Below are 12,787 nucleotides of genomic sequence, written 5' to 3' on the forward strand. Positions count from 1 at the left end.
TGACGAATATAAAGGAGCAACCACCTGATGAGTTTCGCATTCGGTATCGGTATCGGCACCCAGAACAAACAGGGCCAATGGCTGGAAGTGTTTTACCAGCAGCCGGTGATGACACCCGATAACACCCTGATGGAAGTTGTCCAGAACGCGCTCGACTACAAAGGTGGCAACCAGGCCATCGGTGCAACGTCGGAGCAACTGAGCCAGCTCTCCAAGGCACTGCGTCAGGCAGGTCAGACTGAACAGGCAGTACTGGCGGAAAAAGCATCCATCAGCACCCGTCCGGTCGTGGTAACCATTCTGGAGACAGACGACACCGCCTCCAGCACGCCCGAGGTCTACCTCAAACTGCACCTGATCTCCCATCGCATGGCCAAGCCCCATGGCCTGAAACTGGACGGTATCTTCGGCCTGCTGCCGAACCTTGCCTGGACCAGTGAAGGCGCGATCGATCTGGGCGAACTCCCGGACCGTCAGCTGCAGGCGCGAATCGAGGGTCGTACCCTGGAAGTGAAGTCAGTGGACAAGTTCCCGCAAATGACTGACTACGTGGTTCCCAATGGTGTTCGAATTGCCGATACCGCCCGGGTTCGTCTGGGCGCCTATGTCGGCGAAGGTACCACCGTGATGCACGAAGGCTTTATCAACTTCAATGCCGGCACCGAAGGCACCAGCATGATTGAAGGCCGTATTTCCGCCGGAGTAATGGTAGGCAAAGGCTCTGACCTGGGCGGCGGCTGCTCCACCATGGGTACCCTGTCCGGTGGCGGCAACATCATTATCGCTGTGGGCGAGAACTGCCTGATCGGCGCCAACGCCGGCATCGGCATTCCGCTGGGAGACCGCTGCAAGGTTGAGGCGGGCCTGTACATCACCGCCGGAACCAAGGTCGCCCTGCTCGATGACAACAACGAGCTGGTGGAAGTCATCAAGGCCCGTGATCTCGCCAATAAGCCGGACCTGCTGTTCCGTCGCAACAGCCAGACCGGTGCGGTGGAGTGCAAAACCAACAAGTCTGCCATCGAGCTGAACGAAGAGCTGCATGCAAACAACTGAGTCAAAAACCCTTGAACTGGCCGTCGACCTGATTCGCCGGCAATCCGTAACGCCAGAGGATGCCGGCTGCCAGGAACTGATGATGTCCCGGCTGGCCCCCCTGGGGTTTAACGGCGAAAACCTGCGCTTCGGTGATACCGACAACCTCTGGGCCCGCAAGGGATCGGAGGGGCCGGTACTGGCCTTTGCGGGCCACACCGACGTGGTACCGACCGGGCCCGAAAAGAACTGGGCCCACCCCCCGTTCAATCCGGTCATCAAGGACGGCTATCTCTACGGTCGCGGCGCGGCGGACATGAAAGGCAGCCTCGCTGCCTTCGTCACCGCGTGCGAACGATTCGTCCAGGCTTACCCGAACCATCGGGGTTCGATCGCCCTGTTGATCACCAGCGACGAGGAAGGCCCGGCGCAGGACGGCACCGTTAAGGTCGTCGAAACCCTGGAAGCCCGAAACGAGAAAATCGACTGGTGCCTGATCGGCGAACCGTCCAGTACTCATGAGGTCGGCGATGTCATCAAGAATGGTCGGCGGGGTTCCCTGCACGGTTACCTGACGGTCCACGGCATCCAGGGGCATGTGGCCTATCCGCACCTGGCGGAGAACCCGGTTCATGCCGCAGCGCCGGCACTGGATGATCTGGCCAGGGAGTTCTGGGATAGCGGCAATGACTTTTTTCCGCCCACCACGTTCCAGATCACTAAGGTGGAGGCCGGCACCGGCAGCAACATCATTCCCGGGGAGTGCCTGGTGCACTTCAACTTCCGGTACTGCACCGAAAACACTGCAGAAAGTCTCGAGGAAAGGGTCGTCGCCATCCTGGACCGGCACGGTCTGAAATATGACCTGCAATGGCACCTTAGTGGTCGTCCCTTCCTGACCGACCGGGGCGCTCTGGTTTCCGCCAGCCAGGACGCCATCCGGACCGTTACCGGTCGCGAGACAGAACTCTCGACATCCGGTGGCACCTCGGACGGGCGGTTCATCGCACCGACCGGTGCTCAGGTCTTGGAGCTTGGCCCTACCAATGCCACCATCCACAAAGTGGACGAGTGTGTTAAGGCCGAGGATCTGGATACGCTCTCGGAGATCTACGAGCAGATCCTCATTGAGCTGTTGGCCTAGCCCGATCAACGTCAATAGTGCGGAGGCGGTGTTTCGTCTTCCTCACTTTTGATGTTGGAGGGAGACACTTCTTTCAGCTGTTTGTGCAGCAGCTGTTTGGCCTCCCAAAGTTCCCGAAGCTCCAACTCCTGTTTCGCCACCTGCTCACTCAGGGTGTTAATGATGTCATCCTGAAACGCCAGCCGCGTTTCCAGTTCATCGAGTCGTGCTTCCAGATCTTTCTGGCTCATGTCGCTACTGAAACTCCCATGCATGGATCCCTTGAGATTGTGACTGTCGGCAACTCGCTAGTCCCTTCCCTTGGTCAGCGATTGGGATAATCTGATATCATGCCGCTTTTGCCCGCCGACACTCCTAAAATCAGGAAGTTTGGCGGTTTTCATCGACCGGGTGTGCGATTTTACCCGATATCCGGTTTTTTATCGTTAGCGTTACAAGAATGGAGAAACCTTAGTCAATGCGTAATCCAGCCAAAGCGATCCTTGTTGCTATCCTGATCGCCATTCCCGCACCACTGGTACTGGCCCTTCTGCTCTCTTTTACCCCGGAACCACTTCGTCTGATCGCCGCAGGTGAGCTAGTCGAAGCACTCGGAAGCAATCGGGGCATTGCAGCGTACATCATTGCCTTCGTTATTTTCGGTTTTGCGGGCTTCCTGACCATCGCCATCGCTGGCAAACAGCAGGCCACCAATCGCAGTGCGTCTCGCGGTAACCGCGCTCAGCAAAGCCAGGGCTATCAAGATGATGACGATGACAACTACGACGAGAGCAGCCCGGAAGGCGACGAGGAAGGCACCGTAAAGTGGTTTAACGTCAAGAAAGGCTTTGGCTTCATCGTCCGCGACAGCGGCGACGAAGTATTCGTGCATTTCCGCGCCATTCGCGGCCGTGGTCGTCGGGTTCTCCGACAGGGCCAACTGGTACGTTTCAATGTGGTGGAAGCCGACAAGGGACTGCAGGCAGACAACGTGTCTATCCTGAGCGACTGATCCTGACCAGACCCCATGAAGAAGGCAGCCCTCAGGCTGCCTTTTTTAGTTCCAGACGACCTGCTGCTCGCCCCGGTGATCCAGTCGCCACCACTTCTCATCCTCGACCGGCTCGCCTTCTTTCCAGTCACCGGGACTGCACCGAATCTCGGTATCCATGGCCCGCCAGGCGCTTCGGGCACACTCGAGATCGGTATTCCAGGGCAGGTTTTCGCCTTCGATCACCAGACAGGTAAAGCGCTTTCCGAACGCTCCCGGGTAGAGCGATATTTTCAGTCTCTGGCCCTCAAACGTGGCATCACCCTTCAACACCGATGAGACCTGGCTGTCGTCAAGCCTCAAATTATCCAGATGACTTTCCAGCCATCCTGAAACCGCGCCCTCGGCGAGGTCACGAATGTAAATTTCCAGATCCTGCACCCGCTGAATCTCCATCCTGATGATCACAATGCAGCACATATTGGACCGGCCCGCTGCTAGCTGCAACCCAACGTTCGAGTTCGCATCGCAGATCCGCAACCGAAAGCCGCCTTAACGTGCCTGCGGCCCGGCGTTCGTGCCACGAGACTTCAACCGCCGCCTTCTGCAGCTTCAGTTCAGCCAGGGCATCGGCCATGCCATCCTGGGGCTCTGAACGTGCCAGTGCCACGAGTTTTTGACGGTGCAATGTTTCGGTCCGGCCGGAAATCGACAATGCCGCCAACGGACCGCGCCGGGCAAACAGATCCAGCCGGGCCGCTGCACGCTCAACCCATTGGAGCATTTCACCGGGAGTGCTGACGCATTCGCTCCGGCGCGTTGCGGCGAAGTGAATGACCGATAACGGAAGCTCGATGTTCCACCGTTTCTCGATGGCCGCCTGGTGGGCCGTGAGAATTGCTTCGCGCTGCCCCTCACTGGAACCCGGCATATCACATACTTCCAGAACACGGCCGAGCCGCTGGTCGAGGCGCTGGTTCCCGTGGGTTGTGGTCTCGGGCCCGAGCAACACGATTGGGCCATTCCAGGCAGTGACCATTTCAGCAGCAAGACTCTTGGGTTGGCCCATGAGGAGTTCGAGGTCCGACGGCGGCATATTATCCAGCACCAATACAGGCCAGGCATGGCGCTCTCCAGGCTCGACACCCGGCAGCACCCACAGGTCACTTGCCAGAACCTCCGCCTCGCGGCGTAAATCGAGTTCCAGATAGTCCCTTTCAAGGGCCGACAACATCACCTGAAGCCAGCAGGATTTTCCCGCCCCCCGTTTTCCCCGTACCCAGAGGAGAGCGTTTTGGGAAGCGGCAACCGAGATGGCGACGTCCTCGGCCAACGTCATCCAGTCCGGGTCTGTTACCACAAGCGGGGAACTGGTGTGGTTCTCTACGCCACTCGGTAAGCCGTCTGTGGCGACACCGGGCCAATGGGGGACCAGCTCCAGTACCGCAACGTAGGCTTTGTTGCCCAACCGTTCCACACCCGTTGAGAGTACCTTCAACAGCACGCTCCAGCTCAGCCAGGGCGCCTCACTAATCTCTCTGGAACGCGCAAACCACTCAATCAACTGAGACGACAGCAAATCTTCGCCGCCGACCTCCGTAACAATGGGTTGCTCGCACTGGATCGTGCGCACAAGCTCATCGATATCCACCCCACAGCTGCGAAGAAACTGTGGGATATCCGGACAGGCGTCCAGAAGGGCAAGCAGGAAGTCCTCAACCGTGATCACAGTACCCCCGCGATCACTGACACTGTCTTTCGCCTGCACCAACGCAGCTTGGCACTCAGGCGCCAGGCATCCTTGCCAATCGTCCATAACATTCTCCATGTCTGTAAGCGCATCGTCCTGATGCTGGGACCTTCACTACAATCATCTGGCCCCTTGTGAGCACTCGCTAACGCCTCACAGGGTTACCAGGTGCCAGTGTTTTCCATACTCGCCCAGGGTTCCCTGGGAGGAAGCGACTCACCTTTTTGCAGAAGTTCGATAGAAATATTATCCGGCGTTCGGATAAAGGCCATGTGTCCGTCCCTGGGCGGCCGATTAATGGTGACTCCGTTGGCCTGCAGGCGCTCACACAGAGCGTAGATATCGTCCACGCGATAGGCCAGGTGCCCAAAATTACGCCCACCATCGTACTCTTCCGGGTCCCAGTTGTAGGTAAGCTCTATCATGGGTGTTTTGTCTTCACGGGCACGATGCTCGTCCTCTGGAGTGGCCAGAAAGACCAGCGTGAACCGGCCCTTCTCGCTGCTCTTTCTGCTGATTTCTTTCATGCCCAGAAGGTCGCAGAAAAAATGCAGGGTCTCGTCAAGGTTGCTCACTCGAATCATCGTATGCAGGTATTGCATAAAAAATCCTCATTGAAGGCGATTGGTGACGGGTGATGAATCACCCTTACCTTGCGGGTAGTTTACGGTATTCTGGATCTATGGATGTATGTAACCCCAACAATACCCTGCTTGAATTCCGGCACGCTGCCATACGGCACCTTGCGTGGTTGTGCTCAGCGCCCCAGCTAATCAATGCGCCGTCTGTATTCGAGCCCAACCGCTACCTTGCTTCCAACTATTTTGAAAGGCTCAGGGAATGGGATCGGTTACCCGATACGGCACCAGCCCTGTTGGGGCAACCACCCCAGCGGCGCCTTGGGTTCTATTTCGAACGGCTCTACGAAGTACTGCTCTCAGACCTTCTGGGCTGGAAGATCCTTCTAAAAAATGCCCAGATCCAATCCAACGGGCACACCCTCGGGGAGCTCGATTTTATTGTTCACAACACGACGGATGACCGGATCGAACACCACGAAGTTGCCATCAAGTATTACCTTGGCGTTCCCAGCCCTGGCGGCGACGCGCTGTGGTACGGACCTAACGCCCGGGATCGTCTGGATATCAAGAGCGACAGACTGATCAACCATCAAAGCCAACGTACGCATCAACCCGAGACACTCGAATTGCTGTCGAGCCATGGCATCTCCGGGCCGCTCACCGCGAGAATATTCATGCCCGGGTACCTGTTTTATCCCCTGAACCGCCCCCTGGCCGCACCAGACATGGCGCCTGCAAATCACCTTCGCGGTTGGTGGGCCTACACCGATGAGCTGGAGCAAGCCGACACCTCCTCCTGGGTGCAGCTGCGCAAACCCCACTGGGTCGGCCCCTGGTGCCAGGCTCAACGCCCGGCGACGGAAGAGACCGCGCAAACGTTAGCGATGATCAACGAGGACAGAATTCCACGCCTTTTTTCGGAGCTCGGGTATGATCGCAGCACCAAGACCTGGATTGAATGCCGGAGGGTGTTCGTGGTCCCGCCCTCCTGGCCAAGCTAGATTCTGCGGCCGACGCTGACCGCTCCCTGAGCATGAGGGCGAGTATAGCCGCCGTTAAAATGAATGTAACCCCACGGACTTTATAGATACTTCGGGATGAGAGGTTGACCACGGGTAGTTTGTACTGCACCCTAATCTGGTTTCATTACGCAACCGGAGATGACTGTGAGCGAATACAAAAACCGAGCCGTCGTGCTCAAGCAGCGCCCCCAGGGCGAAATCCAGGACGGCGACCTGGTGCTGGAACAACGCCCTGTGCGAGCCCCCAACAATGGTGAAGTCGTCGCGCAAATTCTCTGGCTTTCACTGGATCCATACATGCGCCCGCGCATGAACGATGCCAAGGGCTACATGGATCCCATTGGAATTGATGAGCCCATCGTCGGTGAGAGCGTGGCCCGTATCGTCGAGTCACGCTCGGACAAGCTGAAAGAAGGTGACCTGGTGACCTGTTATTCGGGCTGGCAGGAATACGTCACTTTCCCTGCCGACGCGCCCATGGTCTACAAAATCCATCAGAAAGAGAACGTGCCTCTGCAGACCTACCTCGGTGTCGCGGGCATGCCCGGACGCACTGGATACTGCGGCCTGACGTATGTGGGCAAGCCACAAAAGGGTGAAACCGTGGTTGTCTCTGCGGCGTCGGGCCCGGTGGGTACCGTCGTCGGGCAAACTGCCAAGACCGAGGGCTGCCGGGTCGTCGGCGTGGCCGGTGGACCGGAAAAGTGCAACTTTGTGGTCAACGAGCTTGGATTTGATGCCTGTGTGGATTACAAGGCCGGCAATCTTGAAGAAGACCTCAAGGCCGCCTGCCCGAATGGCATCGATATCTACTTCGAAAACGTGGGAGGCGCCGTAACGCGCGCGGTCGCGCCGTTGTTGAACGATGGCGCCAGGGTCCCCATCTGCGGTTATGTCTCAGCCTACAACGCGACCGACATGGCCAGCGTTGAAACCCCCTTTGACGTGCTCAAAGCGTTGGATCCGGTTCCGGAACACCGCTTTTTCCTCGTGACGGAATGGCAGGACAAACACCAGGAAATCACCGATATCCTGGCTTCCCGGATTGCAGCCGGTGAACTCAAGTACCGGGAGACCGTAGCAGAAGGACTGGAAAACGCCGTTGATGCGTTCAAGGGCATGCTCAAGGGCAGGAATTTCGGCAAGCAATTGGTCCATATCGCCGACTGACCAAACCCTCAGCACAAGGAACCGGGATGGTTACTCCGCGACTTGAAGCAAAACCTTCCCGGTATTCCTGTTTTCTGCGACGTGTGCCATGGCTTCATCGACCCTGGTGATCGGCCAATCGCTATCAATCAGGGGCTCAATCTGGCCGGCGCCAAGCAACGGCCAGACGTGACGATGCAGCGCCTGCATCACCCGGCCCTTGTCTTCTACCGTCCGTGAACGAAGCGTGGAGCCGATCAGGCGATGACGCTTCACCAGCATGACACCAAGATCTACCTCGGCTGACCGCCCGCCAAGGAGGCCAATGAGTACGATGCGTCCATCAACGTTCAGGACTTTCTGGTCTTCAGCAATGTAGCTGCCTCCGACGGGATCGAGCACCATATCGACGCCGCCCCACGTCTTCACCGCATCGACGAATGAACCGTCCTTGCGATTCCAAACCCCGCTAGCACCCAGTTGCTGACAGATCTCCAGTTTGTGGGCGTCTCCGGCAGTTGCAAATACCGGGTTGCCAAAGGCTGTCGCCAACTGAATGACCGCGGTTCCCAAACCGCTGGCCGCAGCGTGCAATAAAACCCTTTCCCCCGGCTTCAGGTCAGCTTCCTCGTAAAGGTTCAGCCAAGCGGTAGCGAACACTTCCGGAATCGCTGCGGCTTTTCGAAGCGAATATCCCTTCGGAACCGGCAACACTTGCACCGCGGGCACAGCAACCGAGGTGGCGTAACCTCCGCCGGTGAGCAGCGCACACACTTCCTGCCCGATTTCGAAGCCCGTTACCGACTTACCCAGGGCTGCAATCCGGCCGCTGACTTCCAGGCCCAGGATGTCGGAAGCGCCTGGTGGTGGTGGATAAACGCCAGCGCGCTGCATCAGATCGGCACGGTTGATGGCAGTCCAGACAACGTCGATTTCAACATGGTCAGCCGGCAGCTCACTGTTTTTCTCGCACTCTTCCCATACAAGGGCGCCACCGGTTACGTTGATTGCTTTCATCATGTCTGCTATCTCGGCATTAAACGATAAGGTCAGGATAACCGATGTCTTTCCACGGTTGTAATGAGCATATTTTCATAGGCGCCCGCCAGGCTGCCGAGACTCCAGCGTATTGGAGAGTATGGCTCGGTGCCCTGATTCAGTAACGCCAGCAAACAATCTGCTGCACCGTTCGCCTCCTCGGAGGCGTTGTCGATTACACTCGGGTAAAGCTGAATCTGAGGTACGTATTCGGGGTAGGCGAGGCGGTCTGGAGCCAGGGCAACGCACCCCGACGCCATCGCCTCCAACATCGAGAGTCCCTGGAAGTCGTGTAGTGCCGTAGAGACGACAACATCAGCCGTTGTCAGGAGCCGGTCATACTCATCCCGGTCGGCCAGGAAGCCCCAATAGACGATTCGCTCACCATGGCGCTCAAGGATGTCGTCGAACACCGCAGGCTGTTGCCGGAACTGCTCCCCCACCACGCTTAACCGGAACTCCTGGCCGCGCTCCACCAACGCATCAAGCAGCAAGAGAAGTCGTTCCGGCCCTTTGTCATACTCCCAGCGGTGATTCCACAACAGGTGCGGGCAGAGCCGGTCCAATGGCTTGGCGCGGTGAACAAACAGCCGGTCCTCGATCGGTACCGGCAACACCCGGGATTTATCCGCCAGCTTTTCCAGAGAGCCCTCGGGAACACCATCCGGCAGCCTCTGATACAGACGATCCACCCCATCCAGAAAACTCCGACGGTTCCACGCACTGTTGAACAGCACAGCCGTCGCCGCTGTCGCACTGAACAGGTTTACCATCTGTGGATCAACACTCGCGTGCTGGCCCTCCGATTCCGGGTAGGCAAACTGGTTTTCATGCATGTAGAGCAAGGCCGGCGTATTCGCCAGATGTGGGTGAAACCCCTTGATGGAGGCCAGGTCCACCATGGAGGTGGCCAACAGCAGATCCCAGCGTTGCTGCAACAGGGGTTCGTTTAACCAGGTGAGCGCGTTACCGCGAATCCGCCAGCGGAAGAACCGCGGCGCCAGAGCCAGGGTCTGCCACTCGAATCCACTCTGGCTGGCAACGAGCTGCTCCCGCCAACGCCGGTGACTGCCGGCGTCGTAGGCAGAGAGCAGGAGGATCCGCGGTTTGCGTGTTTCGGTCGTATCGGGCATGGAGGCATTTTGCCCTACTCCCGATTGGACAACCAGACGCTTTGATAGGGTTTAAGGGTAATGCTGCCGGAGAGATCATCAATGGTCATGCCGGAGATCAGATCCAGCCAGTGATCGGTGCCAATCAGGTTGATGTCGCTCAGTGCAATCTGCTGGACCTCGTCACTGATGTTATGAATACAGAAGATCGACTGGTCACGGCGCATACTCTGGCGCCAGAAACCGAACACCTGCAAGCCAAGGTGCAAGGTGAACTGGGTGGCGTTGGGATGGAATGCCGGCTGTTTTCGACGAATAGCGATCAGTCGTTTCAATTCATGGTAGGCCTTACTGTGATGGCTCAACGGATTCTCAAGCTCCTGTTCAAGCTCATCCAGCTGCCACTGGCTGCGGTTAATGGATCTCAGCCGGCCGGTATTTTCCACCCGCTCCAGGTCGTTTTCGGTGGCCAGAAGGCTGTGGATGTAGAACGCCGGAATCCCCTCCAACGCCAGCATGACCGTATGCGCGCAAAGGAACCTTGGTAACTGCCAGTGGTCCGCGCCGGTCTCTGCCGTACCCTTCAGGGCATCGTAGAGCGCAATGTTGACTTCGTAGGGCTGGTCCCGCCCATCCGCCGTCCGGCGGTAGGAGACCTTGCCGCCGAAAGAATCCAGGGTGTTGATCAGCCGCTGCTTCTCTTCCTCGGTCAGCAGACCATCGGTGGGGCGCATGCCGATGCCATCGTGGGACGCAATGAAATTCAGGTAGGTGGTTCCCATCTGCGCCGGCGGCATGCTCATCAGCCAGGTTTTCAGGTGCTTGCAGTCCCCGGTTACCAGGGTATTGATCAGCAACGGTGGCAACGAGAAATTATAGATAACATGGGCCTCGTTGGCGTTGCCGAAGTAGGTCAGGTTCTCGCGGTTGGGGACATTGGTTTCGGTGATCACCACCGCGTCCGGGCTGTGGTGCTCAATCAGCAACCGCATGATCTTGATGAGCTCATGGGTCTCCTGCAGATGAATACAAGGCGTCCCCGGCTCTTTCCAGAGAAAGGCCACGGCGTCGAGCCGGAACAGGATTACACCGCGCTCCAGGTAATGACGAATAATGCCGGCAAACTCGATCAGAACCTTCGGATTGGCAAAATTCAGGTCCACCTGGTCTTCACTGAAGGTGCACCAGACGTAGCGCTCGCCGTCATCCGTCTGCACCGGATTCAGCAACGGCGAGGTACGGGGACGAACCACAGCACTCAGGTCGTCCCTGGGGTTACCTTCAAAGAAATAGTCCTTGCCCGGGTCCACACGTTTCCGGAAATTCTCGAACCAGCGGCTGCGGGCCGACATGTGATTGACCACGAGATCAGCCATCAGCTTGTAGTCTTCGGAAATCGCCTCGATGTCTTCCCAGTCTCCGTGGGATTCGTTCACCGCGAGATAGTCCATCACCGAAAAGCCATCGTCCGAGCTGTACGGAAAAAACGGCAGGATGTGGACCGCTGACACGGTATCCGCCAGACAGTCATTCAGGAACTGACGCAGCGTAACCAGAGGTTTCTGATCCGCCTTCTGCACGGTATCCGCGTAGGTGATCAGAATTATGTCGGATTCATCCCAGTTGTTCTGATGGGCAGGAGGTGGTGCCTGATTCGGCGCCAACCCCATGGTCTGTAGCAGTTGCTCGGCCAGAAAATCACAATCCAGTGCCGGATAAACCACTTCCAGCATTGCAACCAGCTTTGCCTTGAGCGGCTGGTTCATGGGCGAAACTCCTGGTTATCCAGTTCAACGGCTTCAAACAACTGCTCCTTGATGTCCGGGATGGCACTGGTAACCCGGTTCCAGCTGGGAATGAAGGGCGTGTCCATGGGGTTATCCAGAAAGTAAGCGCCTGCTCGCATCACGTTCTGGGCGAAGAGCTCAACCGCCTTCTCTTCCTTGTGACGGTCGAACGTCAGACCATTGATGATGGCGTCGTTCTGGTAGGTTTCCACAAAATCGAGCGCAATCCGGAAATACGAGGCCTTGATGGTCCGGAACTTTTCGCTTGAGAAGATCTCGCCGTTGGTCGCCAGCTTACGGAACAGCGCCTTGGAAATATCCATGCTCATTTTCGAGAGGCCTCGACTGGCATCTTCGGGAGAGAGCTCCTGATGCTTGTGGTCGTAGACGTCAGCAATGTCGACCTGGCAAAGACGGTTGGTGGCGTAGTTCCGTTTCATTTCAGACAGCACCCCAATCTCGAGCCCCCAGTCACTGGGTATTCTCAGGTCGTTGATCACGTCTGTCCGGAACGAAAATTCACCGGCCAACGGATAGCGGTAACTGTCGAGATAATCCAGGAAATCGCTGGGGCCACACACCTTCTTGAGGGCGCGAATGAGTGGAGTAACCAGCAGGCGGCTGACACGACCGTTCATCTTGCTGTCGGCCACGCGGGCGTAGTAGCCCTTACAAAACATGTAGTTGAAACCTGGATTGGCAACGGGATAGATCAAGCGGGCCACCAGGTCCCGGGAGTAGGTCAGGATGTCGCAATCGTGCAGCGCCACGGATTTTCCGACACCGGAGGCCAGTACGTAGCCAAAGCAGTACCAGACGTTACGTCCCTTCCCCATCTCCGTTGGCGCCAGATTCTGCTCGCGCAGCTTCAGATCAATACCGCGCATGCGCGGGCCGTCGTTCCAGAGAACCCTGAAGTTCTGCGGCAGGTCGGAAAAGTACTCCAGCGCATGACGATACTGCGCTTCGTTGGCTCGATCGAGACCGATGACGATCTGCTCCAGATACGGCACTTTGGTGAGTTCGTGAACAATATTCTTCAGTGCCGGGCCTTCCAGCTCCGAGTAGAGCGACGGCAGGACCAGGGACATGGGGCGGGCCTTGCGGAACTCCATCAAATCCGCTTCAAGGTCCTCCACTGGCCGGCGAACAAGGTTATGCAGGGTCGTGATAATGCCGTTCTGGTAAAAGTCGCCCAT

At 57.6% G+C, this 12,787-nt stretch carries 13 protein-coding genes; 5 read left to right on the forward strand and 8 right to left on the reverse strand.

The genetic code is table 11. The features are described 5' to 3' along the window. Nucleotides 1-27: 27 nt before the first annotated feature. Both dapD and dapE read left to right on the forward strand, forming a co-directional pair. Nucleotides 28-1,056 (forward strand): 2,3,4,5-tetrahydropyridine-2,6-dicarboxylate N-succinyltransferase, encoded by a 1,029-nt coding sequence (gene dapD / locus K0B93_RS15805; protein ID WP_219868235.1) that lies wholly within the window; start codon nucleotides 28-30, stop codon nucleotides 1,054-1,056. Then, nucleotides 1,043-2,179, forward strand: a complete 1,137-nt coding sequence (gene dapE, locus K0B93_RS15810; RefSeq protein ID WP_219868236.1) for a succinyl-diaminopimelate desuccinylase — start codon at nucleotides 1,043-1,045, stop codon at nucleotides 2,177-2,179. Before dapD ends, dapE begins: the two co-directional genes overlap by 14 nt. Before the next feature lie 11 nt (nucleotides 2,180-2,190). Here dapE and K0B93_RS15815 read toward each other — a convergent pair whose 3' ends face one another. Further along, nucleotides 2,191-2,409: a SlyX family protein gene (locus K0B93_RS15815; protein ID WP_219868237.1), complete on the reverse strand. Its 219-nt coding sequence runs from the start codon at nucleotides 2,407-2,409 to the stop codon at nucleotides 2,191-2,193. Between the two features lie 227 nt (nucleotides 2,410-2,636). Between K0B93_RS15815 and K0B93_RS19425 the strand changes: the two genes are divergently transcribed. Next, nucleotides 2,637-3,170, forward strand: coding sequence for a cold shock domain-containing protein (locus tag K0B93_RS19425; RefSeq protein ID WP_324125532.1), 534 nt, complete (start codon nucleotides 2,637-2,639; stop codon nucleotides 3,168-3,170). A 45-nt stretch (nucleotides 3,171-3,215) separates the two neighbouring features. Here K0B93_RS19425 and K0B93_RS15825 read toward each other — a convergent pair whose 3' ends face one another. From K0B93_RS15825 to gloA, 3 genes are all read right to left on the reverse strand, one after another. After that, nucleotides 3,216-3,590, reverse strand: coding sequence for a hypothetical protein (locus K0B93_RS15825; protein WP_219868238.1), 375 nt, complete (start codon nucleotides 3,588-3,590; stop codon nucleotides 3,216-3,218). After that, a complete protein-coding gene (locus tag K0B93_RS15830; RefSeq protein WP_219868239.1) occupies nucleotides 3,562-4,965 on the reverse strand; it encodes a hypothetical protein in 1,404 nt (467 codons plus the stop codon). The genes K0B93_RS15825 and K0B93_RS15830 overlap by 29 nt, the downstream gene beginning before the upstream one ends. Before the next feature lie 95 nt (nucleotides 4,966-5,060). Beyond that, on the reverse strand, nucleotides 5,061-5,501 hold the full coding sequence (gene gloA / locus K0B93_RS15835) for a lactoylglutathione lyase (RefSeq protein ID WP_219868240.1): 441 nt from the start codon (nucleotides 5,499-5,501) through the stop codon (nucleotides 5,061-5,063). A gap of 80 nt (nucleotides 5,502-5,581) precedes the next feature. On the opposite strand from gloA, the gene K0B93_RS15840 reads away from it, so the two are divergent. Both K0B93_RS15840 and K0B93_RS15845 read left to right on the forward strand, forming a co-directional pair. Beyond that, on the forward strand, nucleotides 5,582-6,481 hold the full coding sequence (locus K0B93_RS15840; protein WP_219868241.1) for a DUF1853 family protein: 900 nt from the start codon (nucleotides 5,582-5,584) through the stop codon (nucleotides 6,479-6,481). Nucleotides 6,482-6,646: 165 nt separating this feature from the next. Next, entirely contained in the window at nucleotides 6,647-7,672 is a 1,026-nt protein-coding gene (locus K0B93_RS15845) for an MDR family NADP-dependent oxidoreductase (RefSeq protein ID WP_219868242.1), read from the forward strand. Between the two features lie 30 nt (nucleotides 7,673-7,702). On the opposite strand, the gene K0B93_RS15850 is transcribed toward K0B93_RS15845, so the two are convergent. Genes K0B93_RS15850 through K0B93_RS15865 form a run of 4 tightly spaced genes read right to left on the reverse strand, consistent with a single transcriptional unit; the run spans nucleotide 7,703 to nucleotide 12,787 of the window. Continuing rightward, entirely contained in the window at nucleotides 7,703-8,671 is a 969-nt protein-coding gene (locus K0B93_RS15850; RefSeq protein WP_219868243.1) for an NAD(P)H-quinone oxidoreductase, read from the reverse strand. 29 nt (nucleotides 8,672-8,700) lie between these two features. Beyond that, nucleotides 8,701-9,822, reverse strand: coding sequence for a tRNA-queuosine alpha-mannosyltransferase domain-containing protein (locus K0B93_RS15855; protein ID WP_219868244.1), 1,122 nt, complete (start codon nucleotides 9,820-9,822; stop codon nucleotides 8,701-8,703). 14 nt (nucleotides 9,823-9,836) lie between these two features. Further along, a complete protein-coding gene (locus K0B93_RS15860; protein ID WP_219868245.1) occupies nucleotides 9,837-11,567 on the reverse strand; it encodes a sugar phosphorylase in 1,731 nt (576 codons plus the stop codon). Next, nucleotides 11,564-12,787 carry a glycosyl transferase gene (locus tag K0B93_RS15865; RefSeq protein ID WP_219868246.1) on the reverse strand — a complete coding sequence of 408 codons (1,224 nt, stop codon included), beginning with the start codon at nucleotides 12,785-12,787 and terminating at the stop codon, nucleotides 11,564-11,566. Before K0B93_RS15865 ends, K0B93_RS15860 begins: the two co-directional genes overlap by 4 nt.

Origin of the sequence: Marinobacter sp. F4218 (assembly GCF_019443085.1) — a bacterium.
Lineage (GTDB): Bacteria > Pseudomonadota > Gammaproteobacteria > Pseudomonadales > Oleiphilaceae > Marinobacter > Marinobacter albus.